The following is a 15,555-nucleotide window of genomic DNA, read 5'->3' as shown; positions in this document are numbered from 1 at the left end:
GCCGTTCGAAGCATTCACATTCCGTCGGTCGACTCCCGGGCGGCCTCGAAGTGTCGTCGTTCGATTCTGACCTCGCCGGCCCGTTCGTTGGCCGTTTCGGGATCCGACTCCGCGGCCACCTCTCGAATCGCCCGCATCGAGGCGTCTCTGACCAGCGCCTCGAGATCCGCGCCGGTGTACCCCTCGAGTTCGGCCGCGAGTTCGTCGACGTCGACGTCGTCGGCGAGCGGTTTGCCCTGCGTGTGAACCGCGAGGATCTTCTCGCGGGCGTCCAGATCGGGCTCGCCGACGAAGACGTGGGTGTCGAGTCGACCGGGTCGGAGCAGCGCCGGGTCGATCTGGTCTTTGCGGTTGGTCGCGGCCAGGACGACGAGATTGGGGTTTTCCCGCATTCCGTCGAGTTCGGTCAGGAGTTGCGAGACGACGCGCTCGGTGACCTCGTGGCCGTCGCCTCGAGCGGCCGCGATGGCGTCGAGTTCGTCGAAGAAGACGATCGACGGCGCCGACTGGCGGGCGCGTTCGAACACCTCGCGGATCGCTTTCTCCGACTCGCCGACGTAGCGATCGATGATTTCGGGGCCGTCGACGCGGACGAAGTTGACGTCGGTCTCGCCCGCCAGTGCGCGCGCGAGCAGCGTTTTCCCAGTGCCGGGCGGGCCGTAGAGGAGGACGCCGGAGGGAGGATCGGTGTTCGTTTCCTCGAACAGTCTGTCGTAGGTCAGCGGCCACTCGACCGACTCACGAAGCGTTTGCTTCGCCTCCTCGAGGCCGCCAACATCCGAGAAGTCGGTCGTCGGTGACTCGGCGACGTACTCGCGCATCGCCGACGGTTCGACAGCGGCGAGCGCGGCGTCGAAGTGGCTCTTTCGGACGGTCGGATTTCTGTTCCACTCGCGGCGCTCGTCGGTTTCGGTCGGCCGATCGCGGATGGCGGCCATCGCCGCTTCGCTCGCGACGGCGTCGAGATCCGCGCCGACGAAGCCGTGGGTCCGGCGCGCGATCGCGTCGATATCGACGTCGTCGGCCAGCGGCATCCCGCGGGTGTGGACCTCGAGGATCTCTCGGCGGCCCGACTCGTCTGGGACGCCGATCTGGATCTCGCGGTCGAAGCGACCGCCGCGCCGGAGCGCGGGATCGATCGCGTCGACGCGGTTGGTCGCGCCGATGACGATCACTTCGCCGCGGCCGTCGAGGCCGTCCATCAGGGTCAGTAGCTGACCGACGATCCGGTTTTCAGCGTCCCCGTCGTCGTCGCGCGTGCCGGCGATCGAATCGATCTCGTCGAAGAAGATGATCGTGGGTGCCTCCTCGCGCGCTTTCTCGAACGTCTCTCGGAGCTGTTCCTCCGATTCGCCTTTGTACTTCGACATGATCTCCGGCCCCGAGATCGTCTCGAACGCGGCGTCGACCTCGTTGGCGACGGCGCGTGCGATCAGCGTCTTCCCGGTTCCGGGCGGGCCGTACAGCAGAACACCGGAGGGCGGTTCGACGCCGAGGCGTCTGAACAGTTCGGGCTCCGACAGCGGTAGCTCGATCATCTCGCGGACCTGCTCGAGCTCCTCGTCCAAGCCGCCGATGTCCTCGTAGGTGACGCCGGAGCCCGCCTCGAGTTCGGTCGTTCCGGTCTCGAGACGGGAGTCGGTCCCGGCCGTTGCTCCGGCGGAGCCGTCCGACTGTCGGCCGCGGTCGTTGGATCCGGCTCCGCTCGAAGCGGTGGTGGCGTTCGATCCCGTCTCGAGGTCGACGAGTTGAATCGTCGTCGCGCTCGTGATTCGAACGTCCCCATCGGGATCCGTATCGGTGACTCTGAACGGCTGCTGATCGATCCCCTCGATTCGGACCTGCTCCCCGGCACGGACCGGTCGATTGCGTAGCTTCTCCGCCGCGCTGGTCTCGGCGGCTCGCCGCTGATTCTCGGCGAGTCCCGGCGGCGCGACGAGCGTCACCCGATCGGCGTCGGCGATGGTCGACTTGTCTTTCGGTCGAACGGTAACCGTGTCACCGACGTGAACGCCGGCGTTCGCGCGGGTATCGCCATCGACCTGGATGGCGTTATCGGGGACCGACGGATCGGCGGGCCACATCTTGGCGACCGTCGACTCCTCGCCATCGATCACGACGGCATCGCCGCTGAGAATACCGAGCTGTCGTCGCACCGGTTCGGGGATTCGCGCGACACCCCGCCCGGCATCTCCCTTTTCCGCAGCGCGAACCGACAACGTGACGCCGTTCGGTTCCGACGAACTCATATTCGTCCTTTCGGGCGGGTCGCCTTGAGAATTGTCCCCTCGGGAGCCGGCGTGAGCCAGTCCAATCTGGAATCAATATCGTCGTTGTGCGACGGCGGTAGCACGTTTCACTTTCGTCGACGGCGACGACGGACTGATACCTATTGAGATCAGGTCGCGCGAGTACCGTTCGCGCGAAAGTAGTCCGCGCAAGTACTGTTCGCGCGAGTCGCTGCAGGGACCGGAGAAACGCCTTTTGTCGTTCGTGTCCTGATCGTTTCATATGGTAGTCCAGACCGAACGCAACGACACTACCTGGTACGAGTGCGAGACCTGCGGGCTCCTCTTCGACGAGAAGTCGGACGCGACGGAACACGAATCGCGGTGTGACGACAGCGATCCGTCCTATATTCAGTGAGGCAGCTGTTTTCCGGCACCGATCACTCGAGGCGCTCGCGATGCTCGGCCGCGAGTTCGCGTGCTTGCTCGAGCGTGTGGGTCTCCGTCCAGCGGACGCGGTCGCCGTCACCGTAGGCCAGCGCGCTCTTGAGTTCGTCCTGGAGGACGCCGTGGTCAACTGCTAGCACTGTTCCCGAGTCGTCACCGAGTTCGTAGACCCCGGGCCGATCCGGCGCAGCGGCGACCGTCTTCCGCTCGAGGTCGCGCCAGGATTTCTGCAGCGGCATCAGTCGGTCTCCTCGACGAGTTCGTAGGCGTGTTCGCTCATCTCGTCCTCGGCGAAGACGAAGACGCGTCCGTCGACGACCGAGAGATCGGCCTCGACGCGGACCGAGTAGGCCTCCGTCGCGACGGTGACGCCCGGGAACAGCACCTCCTCGTCGTCGCGATCGAGCATCACGCGGCCGACGCCGGTCGTCTCGAGAATGTCGTCGTGGGTGTTCCGATCGTTGACGTACGTCATGACGCCCTCGACCCCGTCGGGATCGGTGACGAGGACGTGCACTTCTTTGCCCGGTGGGGTCGTCAGGGCGCCGTCGACCGGTTCGGGCGGGCCGTGGTAGAAGACGTCTCGGCCGTCGTGGTACTCGACGACGACGCCACCATCGACGAGATCGACCCCGATCGTGCCGGGGGCGACGTTGTTGCGCGCGCTCATGCTCTCCGCTTCGGTCGGATCGGGGAAAAACGGTGCGTTCTTTGGTCTCACTGGTTCGCTTCGGAGGCGGCCCTCCAGCGATCGGTCTCGAGGATCGTTAGCCGTAAGTACGCTCTCTGAGAGTGTCCGAGTATGGATGGCCGCGCTGTCGCCCCCGCAGCCGGGACGGTACTCAACGCACTCGCGACCGGAACCGGCTCGGCGTTCGCGATCGACCTCGAGACGACGGCGACCGTCGAGCTCACGAACGACGGCGAGATCGTCGGTGCGATCGCCGGCCGGCCCGAGGCCGATACGACGCTCGTCGAGCGCTGTGTTGCGATGACGATCGCCGACTACGCCGGGCGGGCCGGGCTGGACGAAACCGACGTGGGTGCACGCGTCGATACCGAGAGCGAGGTCCCGATGGCCTCCGGGCTGAAGAGTTCCAGCGCCGCGGCCAACGCGACGGTGCTCGCGACGCTCGACGCCCTCGAGGTCGCGGACTCGGTCGACCGGATCGAGGCCTGCCGACTCGGCGTTCGGGCCGCCCGCGAGGCCGGCGTGACGGCGACCGGCGCGTTCGACGACGCCAGCGCGAGCATGCTCGGCGGCGTGACGGTGACCGACAACACGGCCGACGCGCTGCTCGCCCGCGAGGAGGTCGACTGGCACGCACTGGTCTACACGCCGCCCGAACAGTCCTACAGCGCGGACGCCGACGTGTCGGCCTGCGAGCGCGTCGCTCCGATGGCCGACCTCGTCGAAGAGCTCGCGCTCGAGGGACGCTACGGCGAAGCCATGACCGTCAACGGCTTCGCCTTCTGTGGGGCGCTCGAGTTCTCGACAGGGCCGATGATCGACGTCTTACCCGACGTTACCGGGGTTTCGCTCTCCGGAACCGGGCCGAGCTACGTCGCCGTCGGCGAGCGGGAGACGCTCGAGACAGTGCAACCACGGTGGGACGAGCGGGACGGAACGACACGATTACTGCAGACGCGAACGGACGGAACACGAACGACATGACTCGAGAGCCAACGGAGACGGCAACGGACGGCGGAATCGACGAGGAGAACCGCACACCCGAAGAGATGGACCTCGACGAATTGCGCGAGGAGATCCGGACGATCGACCAGGAGATCGTCGAGCTGATCGCCCAACGGACCTACGTCGCGGACACGATCGCCGCGGTCAAAGACGAACGGGAATTGCCGACGACCGACGAGAAACAGGAACAGCAGGTCATGGAGCGAGCGGGTGACAACGCCGAGCAGTTCGACGTCGATGCGAATCTCGTGAAGGCGATCTTCCGACTGCTGATCGAGCTGAACAAAATCTCCCAGCGTGATAAACGGTAGCGCATAACATTACAAACCGATAGTAGGCACCGGAACTGTCCCCCACTATTGTCATTCTTACTGACCATAGCCATCAAGAGAGTAGCTAGTGTTGCTTTGTGAAAATGATGTACATATTGTTCAGTACAGGAGGTGGGCGTAGCAAAACACATCCTTGTGAAGTATTACCGATCTCCTTATCAAATCCACCATCTGATTGACAAATCTCTGTAATAGCACAGCATCCGAGATTCAATAGTGTATATGATCTAACATGTAGTGGACGACTTGACGACGGCGGTAGATGCGTAATAGATCCCGATAATCGCGGCTATGACGAACGCGATATACAGTAGTGCTGTTCCGGGCCCTGTTTCAATTTCTAGTGTGATTCATGGGTAGGTGAATACGGATACAGTGTTGATTTGGACGCACTCATCCACGATGTATCAGTCCCTGTATCCGGTTTCGAACGTCATCGGCGGAGTCGTATTGTTCGTTATCGATCGGGGCGAGCACCTCGTCGATTGATTTCCAACCCTCCTGCGTTTCGACCTCACGATCGCCGTGGGCCTCAATCAATTCATCCGTCATCGTTGGATAGTCTTGGCTTTCGAGCGCTTCATCAAGATCACCAAGCCTCTCACCAGTTTCGTCGTGTACCGGTTCGGATTCGTCGCCCCGGTCACGCGCTTCCTCAAGTTCCCGCTCTCGCTGGCGTCGCTCTTCATCATCCGCTTGCTTGTCGCGGCCCTTTTTGTTGTCTCCCATCATCCGTTCTATGTGAGCGGGCGGAATAATCCTGTTGGCGCTGCTCGGTACGACTTCCTCAAACACTTACCGACTACATCGGGAGATACGCACGCGTACTGAGCGATTCAGTGGATAGTTGAGTTTCTGCGGTTCACTCGTTCGGAAACCGGAAAAGTACACGCAACCGTGTAACGTGAGTTATAGACCTGAACAAGGTCGAGCAGCGGGAGAGTCGGTAGTCAGGTATACGACCGTCTTAGACACTTTATCGGAGAATGCTGTTCTGGACAGTAGTCAGTGAGTTGTGTCGTTCGAGTAACAGGCAGAAGAGGTGTTGCGAACGGGAGGGCTAGTAACCCACGACAACTGGAAGCAACACGATGCTCTTTCAGTCTGAAGTCATTCTTCGTCGGTCGGTTCGAGTGGGACTCGTTCTACCTCGATGTCTGCGTAGTCTTTCTCGGAAGAGAGTACATCCATCGCTCGCGTTTCCGCAGTCGCCGCGTGGAACGCGTCGAACGGAGTCATTCCCTCGTCGTAGTAGTTAATGGCTTTCAGCACTACCTGTTTCTCTTCTTCGTCCCGCACGGGAACAAGTTCGAGTAGGTTCGCCACCAGCGGAACGTAGTCGAACTCGTAGCGTTCTCGGGCGAGGAGTAATTCGAGATACGAGAACGGTGATGCTTCGACGTCGTACTCGACGAGGGCGTCCTCCGCAGAGCCCTGCAACCAATCGGAGTCTTTGGCGAGTGCAAGCAGGAAATCCGTTTCGACGTACACCGTCATCTGTCACCGCCGGTTTCCTTGGCCTCGTCTTTCGCCTCCGCCTTGATGTCCTCTCGGATCTCCTTGACCGATGCATCACGAAGCTCGCCTGCTGCCTCGCGGACGGCAGCGAGGGGGTCGTCTGCCACCGGAATTAGCTCGAGTTTATCCTCGTACGTGACGATATGGTACTTCTGGCCGTACTTCTCACGCAGCTCTTTTGGAAGGTACAGCCGCCCTTGCCCATCGGTTTCCGCTGACATAGAAGTGATTATGTTACCACGAACAAAGAATCTTACCATCAAGAATCGACTAGTGGTACGATATTCGTAGAGTATCTAGCAAATTTTAGCAAGTTGAACAAGGTCGAGTAGCGCGAAAATATACATGTAACTGTTACGCTCGAGCACGATAACGAACTCGTGTTTTTTACGGAACGATTCGATAGCAGTACACTCGTACTCAGCTGACTCACGTCCACTCGTCCACCGATTCCAGAAGCGTCTCAACCGGTGCACTCGTTGTCGACCGCTCAGGTTCAGGCAATTGCGTGTACACTACCTCGGATTTCGAGAAGTCACCCTCGCCGCCCCTCTCCGGCACTCTCGATCCACTCACAATGCCGACAACGTCTCCCTCGAGCGTCAGCAGTGGCCCACCGCTGTTGCCCTGTGACGTGGGGACTGTCGAGTACAGCGTCTCGAATCTTGCGTCGTATTCTTCGTGGCGCCCCATACTCATGATCCAGTTACCGATACTGCCAGGGTGTCCGATCGTTACCAGCGGGTCGCCGGGGCGAAGGGTCGATTCGTCCCCAGTCGGGAGTTCTTGCAGTCCGTCCAGATCGGTTTGGAGAAGCGCAACGTCAGGGATCATCTCTCGGTAGTACCCGACACGGGTTGCGCTACCGGTGTCGCCACCGAACGTTTCGATCGAGAACGATTCGTCGCCAGTGACGACGTGGGAGTTCGTCACAACGTGTCCTTTCGTCGCATCGAGAACCCACCCGGTCCCGCCAGCTCTGTCTCCGCTCACCGTCACGACGGATTCTCTGGCCGCTTTGGCCATCGCTTCTGCCTGCTCAACGATATCGGTCGAGAACTCCGATATCGATTCTTCTCGATGGAGCGCTTCGATACGTTCGTTTTTCGATTCGATTCTGTCTTCGAGCTCCTCGATACGCTCTCTCTGCGCGTCATTTTCGGCGTTTTCCGTGGTGTTCGACGGAGCGAAAAAACCGTCTGTGTCTGTACAGCCTGCAAGCCCTGCCACGATCGCAGTCGAACTAATTTTGAGAATATCTCGGCGAGATGTCCGGTCCATATACAGCCCGATTAGTATCCTGTGAGATAACCGTTCGTGTATCTGGGAGGGTTTTCCACGCTCGTCGAATACATCGTAGGGAGACGGCTACGACGAGACCCTCACACTCGGATCCGATGTCTGATACCCAAGCTTGTCACGACAAACTCGAGACCGACGAAGCGCTGATCGTCGAGAAGTCCGGAAAGATGAGAATCGAGGCGACGTCGATTCGGTGACGTCCGCCGGTATCGTCGCCGCCAATGCTCTACCGACAGCCTCCTCGATCAGTTCGGCGATTCTCCCGATGAACCGCACGATGGGAGACGTTCAGTACTCCCACTGGCGTTCGATCCGCGACTCGAGGTCGGGATACTCGTCTCGCAGCGCGTCGGCGTCGGTTTCGCCGTCCACGTTGATGACGTGGACCTCCCCTCGGTTTCCGGAGTAGACGTCCTGGAAGTCGTAGACGACACCGACGACGTCGACGCTTTCCGGGACGTCGTCGCTGGCCGTGAGGAACTCGACCTGTCGATCGACGTTGTACTCGACGAGTCGGTTGATCGCGTCCGTTCGGTCGATATCGTCCGGGAGCAGTTCGACGCCCGGCTCGAGGTGTGGCTTCAGGAGCTCGAGACAGTGACTGATCCCGTCGGGTTCGGACACTCCCTCGGTCAGGTCGTCGTAGGTCGCGGTCACGGCTCCACAGCCCGTGTGGCCCACGACGACGACGGTCTCCGTGCCGGTGTGGGCGACCGGATAGAGGACGTCACCGGAGACGACCTCGCCCGCGTCCGTGCGTTGGACGACGCGGTTGCCGATGTTGCCACACGTGAAGATCCGGCCGGGCTCGTCGTTGCCCCACATGTGATCCTGCAGAACCCTCGAGTCGGAACAGCAGACGGTGACGACGTCCGGTTCCTGAGACTCCTGGACGTCGTCGAACTGTGACTGGTGCGTTTCGGCGTGGTCGGCGTTGGCCTCGAGCAACTCGATGAATTCTCGGTGCATGCGTAGGCGAAGGGCGGTTCAGAATATAATTCCTAGTTTTCCTGTGATACTGGCTGGGGTCTCCGGTGAGCCGGTCGCGATCACCACTCGTGTCTTGCTGGCTTGAAGAACACTCTTCCTAACACGATTCGTCTGCGACAGCGGACCGCGTCCCAGCCGAGAGACGCGATTGACGGCGGTAGTATTGAGTTACCATCCCGTTAGAGAGCATCGCTCGAGCGAATATCACTCCCGGAGGACTGTTTCGATCGGCCACAACACTCTTACTGCTTCGCTATCACCCCGACGCTGTCGGGCGTTAATAGAATTTTACCGCATATCATTTTTAATATATGAGACAGAAAGCTTATTATGGAGTTGTCTAAAGAACTGATTACCCCTACCCGGTGTGAGTCGACCAATAAGTCCGGTAGTACGGTGCTGCGGTGGACTCGCTCTCCAGGTGAATCGCGCGCTAACTAATCCAAACACGATAATAACACAACCTAAATGACAAACGAAACGACATATCGCGAAAAGGGACGTGCAGTTGTCCTGGCCGCGCTTATGGTCCTTTCCGTTGTTGCCATGTCCGCTGCGTTTGCGGGCTCGGCGACGGCGGCTGCAAATGACGTGACTTTCGATCCTGATGAAACGATTTACTATCAGGGTCAAGAAATCAACGCTACGACTCCAGAAGCAAATACAGCCTATCAGCTTCGAAGCGTTGATGAGTTCAACGACAACGGCCAGATTACCTCGAGTACATTCGAAACCGAGGTCAGTACAAACGATGATGGCGTAGTCACAATCGACACCGAGAACCTCGAGACGGGGGATTATTTCCTCCGTGGTGACGGTGTTGAGGAAATTCGAGAGAACTCCTTTGAGTTGACTACGCAGCAACTCGACGCTGAGTTCGACGACAGCGAGATTACGAACGAAGGCTCCGATACGGTGACCGACCTCACGTTCGACTCCAATCGCGCGAACTACGACGTGAACGTCAGCGCTGACGGCCTCAACGTTGATGATCTCGAGAACATCTTCGGAGAGACCAGCGAAAGCAACGACGTCATTGGCAACAACTCTGACGGTGACGACGATACGGTCACTCTCGATAACGCAGAAGGCACTTTCGAAGATGCCAACTTCGACGAAATCGATGCCGGTGAATATGAGTTTACCTTTAGTGTGACGGACACGACCGCTGAAGCCAGCGCCACGATCAACGTCACCCAAGGCGAAGAAGCCGAGCGTAGCTTTGGTGACGTCGAAATGGTTGAGCAGGGCGAACTCGCAACCATCGACATCAATACCGACGGCACTAGCAGCACTGCCCTGCAGGTTGGTCAACACGAAGACACTAACTACGAAGTTGGTCTCGAAATTGACTCTGCAGACTACGACCAGGACGAAATCACTCTCGTGATGAACACCTACACCGCGGGTCAGAACGGAGGAGATGTCTTCACCGCTATCGACGAAAACGGTGAGGAGATCAGCTCCAGCGACGTTGATGTTAGTGTCGTTTACGCTAACATCAGCGACGACGGCACGCTCCCGGACCGACTCGGTGCCGGTGACTACGAACTGATCATCGGCGACCAGTTCGATACTGAGAGCGATGATTTCGACAATTCTGACTCTACCGGTAATGCCGAAATCATCAACGAGGAAGACTCCTCGTACCTAACGCTCACCGAGCGCTCCGAGAACAGCGACATCAGCACGCACACCGCGCCTGGTGAGGACGATCTCGATAACGCCGACGATGTTACCGAGACCACGCTGACGGAGACGAACACCTTCGCCGAGGGCGACTACATGGTCGTCGACGTCGAAGATCTCGGTCTGACCGGTGCACTCGCCGGTGTTGAGGATGGCGACCCCATTAACAGTATCCTCACCGATGCTGGTGTCTCCATCGAACTCGAAGAATCGAACCCCGGTACGAACGCTCAACCAGCTATCTGGAACAGCAGTACCGAAAGCAGTGACAGTCTGCTTGAACTGGTTGCAGTTGACAGTTCCGAGTACGATGGTGACAGCCTCCTGCTCAAGGTCGACAACGCTGACGCTCTGGAGGCCACCAGCTACGACGTGACTTACAACGTCGATCAGACAGACCACAACTACATCTCCGACGAAGACGACGAGATCGAGAACGAGCACTCGCTCTCGATTGAAGAGCGTGACTTCGAGTGGACTCTCGAAGACGGAGACGAAGTCGAAATCACTGAAGAGACTGATCTAGTGGGCGAGACGAACATCGCGCCTGGCACGGAACTCTCGGCAACCGCGAGCGCATCCGGGAACTTCGTCAACACCGTAGACACCGATGTCGCTAGTGACGGAACCTTCACAGCGACGTTCGACTTCTCTGGAGAAATGAACGGTACCGAATTCGATCTTGAAGAGCGATCTGAATTCGGTGCAACTGTCGAAAACCTTGTCCTCGTCGATGCTGAACCCGAGCCTGAATCCGACATCTCCGTCGAGGGTGACGCACCCTCTGAGGTCGAGGTTGATGAAGATGCAGCACTCGACGTGACCGTCTCCAACGACGGTGACGCCAATGCTACTGTCGACTTCAACGTCACGATCGACGGCGAGGTCGTCGTTCAGGAAGAAATCACTGTTGAAGCTGGTGGCACGCACGAAGTCAGCGAAGACTTCGACACCAGCTCCGCAGGCGACATCAGCTGGAGTACCTCCGCTGGCGACGCCAGTGACGAAGGTACGCTGACCGTCAACGAATCCGACGGCTCCGACGGTAGTGACGGATCCGACGGCTCCGACGGCTCCGACGGTAGTGACGGATCCGACGGCTCCGACGGCTCCGACGGTAGTGACGGATCCGACGGTGACGACGGCTCCGATGGAGACGATGACGACGATGGTACGCCCGGCTTCGGTGTCGGCGTCGCTCTCGTCGCACTCCTCGGCGCTGCCATGCTGGCACTCCGCCGCCAGAACTAAGCTGTAGAACTACCGGCTTCCGCCGGCCCTAATTTCCGCGGTTTCTTTTATTGACGCTACACCCACCAGCCACAGCAGCGGGTGTCGGTATCACTGACCCAATTCGATATCGTTCGGCTATGCATCGGATCCCGTTTTGAACCTGACCGAAGCCGAGCTCACTCGAGTACACGTCGCTAAACTCGAGTCACAGAACGGTGACGACGACGTGTTCGCCGAGTCGAGAACTCGACTCGGTGCCGATCGACGTGGGTCAGTCCGAAACGGCGCTGGCCTTTGCGAAATCTGATACGGCTAAACGTGCTCGAGCGTGAGTGCCCGAATACGGGTATTGCTACGTCTCGACGTGTGATGGTATGGGTGCGAGGATTCGAGAGCGCAGTCTACACGGATCGAATCGAGTTCCAGTTCGCCGAACACAGTCCAAAAGAGGATGCGCTAGAACCGATCTCTGCTGCCTCGCTCGAGAACCTATCAGTCGTCAGCCGCCGCCGGCTCCGCTTCCTCAACGCTCGAGTCCGCGCGTTCGAAATCCTTTCCCTGTCTTACTCGAGTTCGTGTTGACCGAAACTCGCTACCAGTAGGTACGCACGGAAGTATCGTACATCGGTGACAGAGGGTACAACTATATGCTCGGCATCGCTAGTACCCACTATGTCTATCGATATCGACCGTTTCAATGAACGCAGCGAGGAGGAACTCGAGGAGATGAGCAATCCCGAGCGGGTACTCGTGTTCCTCTTCGAAAACGATGATCGTGCCTGGAAGGCAACGGCGATTGCCGACCGGACGGATATCAACCGGAACTCGATCAATACCGTCCTCGCTCGACTCGAGGAGCGCGACCTCGTCCGCCACAAGGGGTCGTACTGGGCGATCACGGACGACACGGAACGATTGCGGAAGGCGTACGATATCCACCGAGCGAACCGACTATTTAACGAGCTCTACGGGGCGGAAGATCGCGAGGAGTGGGTCGAACATGCCGCCGACCGAGACGATCGATGACGTACGACCGCGGCACAATCGTCTACGGTGACGATCCTTTCAAAGGGCCAGAAATGGCCCGTCCTTGGCTCGTACTCAATACTACAGACATGCCGTTTCACGGCGACCAATACATCTGTCTCACGCTTTCGACGAAGACCTGGTACGACGAACGGATTCCGATCTACGATGCTGACATGGTCACCGGCGGACTCCCGGACGAGAGCGCGATTCTGCCGTGGTCGGTAATGGCGATCGATGAAGCTGCTATCGATCGGAAACTCGGAACGCTGGACGAAGCAATCGTCGACGACGCTGTCGCTACTCTTGTCTCCTATCTCGGCCTATAGTACGTGTGAACAACGGATCTGAATCCGGAAACGCGGGGTCAGATGCGGTACCGATGAGAAACCGTTAGTCGTCAGCCGCTGCCGGCTCCACTTCCTCGACGCTCGAGTCCGCGCGCTCGAGGTCTTCCAGATACTCGTCGGCGTCCAGTGCGGCCTTCGAGCCCATCCCTGCCGCAGTCACGGCCTGCTGGTAGTGGTAGTCGACGACGTCGCCGGCACCGAAGAGACCGGGGACGTGGGTTTCGGTCTGCCCGCCGCCCTCGCCGCCCTTGGTCTTGAGGTAGCCGTCGGCGTCCATCTCGACGCCGGTGTCCGCGAGGTAGTCGGTGTTGGGGGTGTGACCGATGGCGAAGAAGACCGCGCCGACGTCGAACTCGAACTCCTCGGTTTCGGGGTCCTCGAGGCGGTCGGTGGGGTGGCCCTTGTCGTTTTCGACGAGCGTGACGTGATCGACGCCCTCGGCCTGGGAGCCGTGGATCTCGGTCAGTTCGGTGTTTTTCATGATCTCGATCTCGCCGTCTTCGACCTTCTCGTGGACGCGGTCGACCCAGTAGTCCTCCGCACGGAACTCCTCGCGGCGGTGGGCGATGTAGACGGTGTCGGCGAACTTCGTGAGGAAGGTGGCTTCTTCCATCGCGGCGTCGCCGCCGCCGACGACGAGCATGTCCTCGTCGCGGAAGAACGCGCCGTCGCAGGTCGCACACGTCGAGAGCCCGTAGCCCATGAGTTCGTCCTCGCCGGGGATGCCGAGGGTGCGGGCGCTGGCCCCCGACGCGGCGATGACGGCGTCCGCGGTGTAGACGTCGCCGTCCGCGAGTTCGACGCGGAAGGGACGACTCGAGTCGTCGATCGACTCGATGATGCCGTTTTTCAGCTCGGCACCGAACTGCGTGGCCTGCTCTTTCATGTTGTTGACCAGCTCGGGGCCGCCGATGCCGTCGGGGAAGCCGGGGTAGTTTGCGACGTCGGTGGTCAGGGTGAGCTGACCGCCGGGTTCGTCGCCTTCGATGACCAGCGGCTCGTTGTTCGAGCGGCCGGCGTAGATCGCGGCGGTCAGCCCGGCGATCCCGGTACCGGCGATGATCATCGTGCGGTGTTCGACGATTTCGCCGTCGCTCTCGTCGGCGATACCGAGCTTCTCGTCGAGTTCGCCGGTCTCGTTGAGCGCGCTGGTGTCGTCCCAGCCGCCGATGAGTTCGTCGTCGATGAACACTTCGGGGGCGGTCTTGCGCCCGTCCGCGCGCTCGACCATTTCCTCGAACAGTTCGTCGTCGTCGGAGACGTTGTACGTCTCGTACTCGACGCCCTTGCTATCGAAGAGATCCTTCGCCTTCTCACAGTACGGACAGTCCGTTTTGGTATATATCTCGACGCGTGGCTGTTCGCTCATGTTTCATAGTTCGGATAGAGTGCCTAAACCGCTTGCGCTCTCAGCAATCGGGTCCCGCTTACTGTGACGGGCCCGTGGTGTCGTTCGCCGTCGTCGCGCTGTCGACGTACTCGACGGTGACTACCAGCTCGCGGTCGGTTCGATCCTCGAGTGCCGTCTCGAGCCGTTCGGCGAGGTTGGGATACGGATAGTCTGCAGGCCGCTGGACGACGACTGTGACGGCCGTCTCGTCGCTAACAAGGCCGCCGTCGTTGAACTCGGCGCGCACCTCGACCAGCTCGAGTCGGTCGTACTCGGCGTCGCTCAGGACGCTTCTGACCTCCTCGTTGACCTCGTTGTCGAAGGCGACGTGCTGGCCGAGGACGATGCCAGCACCGGTGATAACGACTATTCCGAGGACGAGCACGACGGCGAGGGTGCCAACGCGGTCCCAGGAGACGTTTCCGCGGAGCGTTCCCGACGTCCAGTCCAGCGGTCGATAGCCGAGGTACCAGAACACGGCGAGCCCCGCCAGCAGGATCGACGCGGCGTTGACCGCGACCAGGACGAACGCTCCGAGGGCGACAGGCAGATGGCCCCAGGCCAGCCCGATACCGACTGCGGCGGCGGCCGGGATCAGCGCGACGGCGATCATCACGCCGACCAGTGAGACGGGGATCGCCGTCGCGAGACCGAACGCACCCGCTGCCCCGGCACAGAACCCGACGATGAGCGCGAGCAGGCCCGGTGAGATTCGGTTTTGAACCTGGGCGATGGCTGTGATATCGATCGTCGAGGGAATGACTCCGCTGAAACGTACCAGCCAGGCAAAGGCGAAGGCGCTGACGATCGCGACGACGAGCCCGATCGCCAGCGACGACAGTCCGCTACGGACCATCTCTCGGTCGTCGAGGACGAGCCCTACGGTGCCGGTAAGGGCCGCACTGACTTGCGGGGCGATAACCATCGAACCGACGACGATCGCGGGCGAGTCGAGCAACAGGCCCGCCGTCGCGACGATCGCGCTCAGGACCGTCATCACGTAATAGGTGACCCGACTGGGGGTCATATTCAGCGCCCGCGTCCGAATCTCCTCGCGAGTGATGCTGTCGTCCGCTTCCTCCCCGCTGACGTACCGTTCCTCGAGTTCATCGATCCGCGGGGTGCGTGCGGTCTCGATCGAGGAGACGACGATGAAGTCGTCATCGATGCCGATCTCGCGCAACGACGTGAGCACGTGGTCGACGGCCTGGGTCGGTACCGGAAACGTGACCAGATCGCCGTTGTCCCGGTCACTGTTCTCGGCAGTCAACACGTAATCGATGTCTTCGCCCTCGAGTACCTGGAGCGCCTCGTCCCGCGTGTCGTCCGGCACGAACACCTGGAGTAATCGCAC

Annotated in this window: 17 protein-coding genes and 1 pseudogene; 8 read left to right on the top strand and 10 right to left on the bottom strand. The window is 60.2% G+C overall.

The window, feature by feature from the left end; genetic code table 11:
- Positions 1-14: 14 nt before the first annotated feature.
- Positions 15-2,249 (bottom strand): AAA family ATPase, encoded by a 2,235-nt coding sequence (locus tag HYG81_RS23360; protein ID WP_180842073.1) that lies wholly within the window; start codon positions 2,247-2,249, stop codon positions 15-17.
- A gap of 262 nt (positions 2,250-2,511) precedes the next feature.
- Between HYG81_RS23360 and HYG81_RS45355 the strand changes: the two genes are divergently transcribed.
- The gene (locus HYG81_RS45355; RefSeq protein WP_255647662.1) at positions 2,512-2,646 is read left to right on the top strand and encodes a DUF7128 family protein; all 135 of its coding nucleotides are present in this window, start codon (positions 2,512-2,514) and stop codon (positions 2,644-2,646) included.
- A 22-nt stretch (positions 2,647-2,668) separates the two neighbouring features.
- Here HYG81_RS45355 and HYG81_RS23355 read toward each other — a convergent pair whose 3' ends face one another.
- Positions 2,669-2,914, bottom strand: coding sequence for a DUF7508 domain-containing protein (locus HYG81_RS23355; protein ID WP_180842072.1), 246 nt, complete (start codon positions 2,912-2,914; stop codon positions 2,669-2,671).
- Positions 2,914-3,345, bottom strand: coding sequence for a DUF5796 family protein (locus HYG81_RS23350; protein WP_180842071.1), 432 nt, complete (start codon positions 3,343-3,345; stop codon positions 2,914-2,916). Before HYG81_RS23350 ends, HYG81_RS23355 begins: the two co-directional genes overlap by 1 nt.
- Before the next feature lie 132 nt (positions 3,346-3,477).
- Between HYG81_RS23350 and HYG81_RS23345 the strand changes: the two genes are divergently transcribed.
- Both HYG81_RS23345 and HYG81_RS23340 read left to right on the top strand, forming a co-directional pair.
- Entirely contained in the window at positions 3,478-4,350 is an 873-nt protein-coding gene (locus tag HYG81_RS23345; RefSeq protein ID WP_180842070.1) for a shikimate kinase, read from the top strand.
- On the top strand, positions 4,347-4,682 hold the full coding sequence (locus HYG81_RS23340; RefSeq protein ID WP_180842069.1) for a chorismate mutase: 336 nt from the start codon (positions 4,347-4,349) through the stop codon (positions 4,680-4,682). The genes HYG81_RS23345 and HYG81_RS23340 overlap by 4 nt, the downstream gene beginning before the upstream one ends.
- Before the next feature lie 414 nt (positions 4,683-5,096).
- On the opposite strand, the gene HYG81_RS23335 is transcribed toward HYG81_RS23340, so the two are convergent.
- The 5 genes from HYG81_RS23335 to HYG81_RS23315 form a co-directional block, all read right to left on the bottom strand.
- Entirely contained in the window at positions 5,097-5,432 is a 336-nt protein-coding gene (locus tag HYG81_RS23335; RefSeq protein WP_180842068.1) for a DUF5789 family protein, read from the bottom strand.
- A 381-nt stretch (positions 5,433-5,813) separates the two neighbouring features.
- Positions 5,814-6,200, bottom strand: coding sequence for a PIN domain-containing protein (locus tag HYG81_RS23330; RefSeq protein ID WP_180842067.1), 387 nt, complete (start codon positions 6,198-6,200; stop codon positions 5,814-5,816).
- Complete coding sequence (locus tag HYG81_RS23325) at positions 6,197-6,442, bottom strand: AbrB/MazE/SpoVT family DNA-binding domain-containing protein (protein ID WP_180842066.1); 246 nt, start codon at positions 6,440-6,442, stop codon at positions 6,197-6,199. The genes HYG81_RS23330 and HYG81_RS23325 overlap by 4 nt, the downstream gene beginning before the upstream one ends.
- A 208-nt stretch (positions 6,443-6,650) precedes the next feature.
- The gene (locus HYG81_RS23320; RefSeq protein WP_226777521.1) at positions 6,651-7,214 is read right to left on the bottom strand and encodes a S1C family serine protease; all 564 of its coding nucleotides are present in this window, start codon (positions 7,212-7,214) and stop codon (positions 6,651-6,653) included.
- 597 nt (positions 7,215-7,811) lie between these two features.
- Positions 7,812-8,492, bottom strand: a complete 681-nt coding sequence (locus HYG81_RS23315) for a carbonic anhydrase (RefSeq protein WP_180842064.1) — start codon at positions 8,490-8,492, stop codon at positions 7,812-7,814.
- 489 nt (positions 8,493-8,981) lie between these two features.
- Between HYG81_RS23315 and HYG81_RS45725 the strand changes: the two are divergent.
- From HYG81_RS45725 to HYG81_RS23295, 5 genes and pseudogenes are all read left to right on the top strand, one after another.
- Positions 8,982-9,056, top strand: a pseudogene (locus HYG81_RS45725) (surface glycoprotein); the annotation flags it as partial.
- Between the two features lie 3 nt (positions 9,057-9,059).
- Positions 9,060-11,453, top strand: coding sequence for a BGTF surface domain-containing protein (locus HYG81_RS23310; protein ID WP_233289910.1), 2,394 nt, complete (start codon positions 9,060-9,062; stop codon positions 11,451-11,453).
- 351 nt (positions 11,454-11,804) lie between these two features.
- A complete protein-coding gene (locus HYG81_RS23305; protein ID WP_226777519.1) occupies positions 11,805-12,017 on the top strand; it encodes a hypothetical protein in 213 nt (70 codons plus the stop codon).
- Positions 12,018-12,107: 90 nt separating this feature from the next.
- Entirely contained in the window at positions 12,108-12,461 is a 354-nt protein-coding gene (locus HYG81_RS23300; protein ID WP_180842062.1) for a MarR family transcriptional regulator, read from the top strand.
- Positions 12,458-12,790 (top strand): type II toxin-antitoxin system PemK/MazF family toxin, encoded by a 333-nt coding sequence (locus tag HYG81_RS23295; protein WP_180842061.1) that lies wholly within the window; start codon positions 12,458-12,460, stop codon positions 12,788-12,790. The genes HYG81_RS23300 and HYG81_RS23295 overlap by 4 nt, the downstream gene beginning before the upstream one ends.
- A gap of 64 nt (positions 12,791-12,854) precedes the next feature.
- On the opposite strand, the gene grxC is transcribed toward HYG81_RS23295, so the two are convergent.
- Both grxC and HYG81_RS23285 read right to left on the bottom strand, forming a co-directional pair.
- A complete protein-coding gene (gene grxC, locus HYG81_RS23290) occupies positions 12,855-14,180 on the bottom strand; it encodes a glutaredoxin 3 (RefSeq protein WP_180842060.1) in 1,326 nt (441 codons plus the stop codon).
- Between the two features lie 58 nt (positions 14,181-14,238).
- Positions 14,239-15,555: a TIGR00341 family protein gene (locus HYG81_RS23285; protein WP_180842059.1), complete on the bottom strand. Its 1,317-nt coding sequence runs from the start codon at positions 15,553-15,555 to the stop codon at positions 14,239-14,241.

It is taken from the genome of Natrinema zhouii, from assembly GCF_013456555.2.
GTDB lineage: Archaea > Halobacteriota > Halobacteria > Halobacteriales > Natrialbaceae > Natrinema > Natrinema zhouii.
Note: the sequence above shows the minus strand (reverse complement) of the source record. Positions and strands in the feature narration are given on the sequence as shown.

Coding starts and splice junctions, on each gene's coding strand:
- HYG81_RS23360 (WP_180842073.1), bottom strand. CDS start 2,249: ATGAGTTCGTCGGAACCGAACGGCGTCACGTTGTCGGTTCGCGCTGCG.
- HYG81_RS45355 (WP_255647662.1), top strand. CDS start 2,512: ATGGTAGTCCAGACCGAACGCAACGACACTACCTGGTACGAGTGCGAG.
- HYG81_RS23355 (WP_180842072.1), bottom strand. CDS start 2,914: ATGCCGCTGCAGAAATCCTGGCGCGACCTCGAGCGGAAGACGGTCGCC.
- HYG81_RS23350 (WP_180842071.1), bottom strand. CDS start 3,345: ATGAGCGCGCGCAACAACGTCGCCCCCGGCACGATCGGGGTCGATCTC.
- HYG81_RS23345 (WP_180842070.1), top strand. CDS start 3,478: ATGGATGGCCGCGCTGTCGCCCCCGCAGCCGGGACGGTACTCAACGCA.
- HYG81_RS23340 (WP_180842069.1), top strand. CDS start 4,347: ATGACTCGAGAGCCAACGGAGACGGCAACGGACGGCGGAATCGACGAG.
- HYG81_RS23335 (WP_180842068.1), bottom strand. CDS start 5,432: ATGGGAGACAACAAAAAGGGCCGCGACAAGCAAGCGGATGATGAAGAG.
- HYG81_RS23330 (WP_180842067.1), bottom strand. CDS start 6,200: ATGACGGTGTACGTCGAAACGGATTTCCTGCTTGCACTCGCCAAAGAC.
- HYG81_RS23325 (WP_180842066.1), bottom strand. CDS start 6,442: ATGTCAGCGGAAACCGATGGGCAAGGGCGGCTGTACCTTCCAAAAGAG.
- HYG81_RS23315 (WP_180842064.1), bottom strand. CDS start 8,492: ATGCACCGAGAATTCATCGAGTTGCTCGAGGCCAACGCCGACCACGCC.
- HYG81_RS23310 (WP_233289910.1), top strand. CDS start 9,060: ATGTCCGCTGCGTTTGCGGGCTCGGCGACGGCGGCTGCAAATGACGTG.
- HYG81_RS23305 (WP_226777519.1), top strand. CDS start 11,805: ATGGTATGGGTGCGAGGATTCGAGAGCGCAGTCTACACGGATCGAATC.
- HYG81_RS23300 (WP_180842062.1), top strand. CDS start 12,108: ATGTCTATCGATATCGACCGTTTCAATGAACGCAGCGAGGAGGAACTC.
- HYG81_RS23295 (WP_180842061.1), top strand. CDS start 12,458: ATGACGTACGACCGCGGCACAATCGTCTACGGTGACGATCCTTTCAAA.
- grxC (WP_180842060.1), bottom strand. CDS start 14,180: ATGAGCGAACAGCCACGCGTCGAGATATATACCAAAACGGACTGTCCG.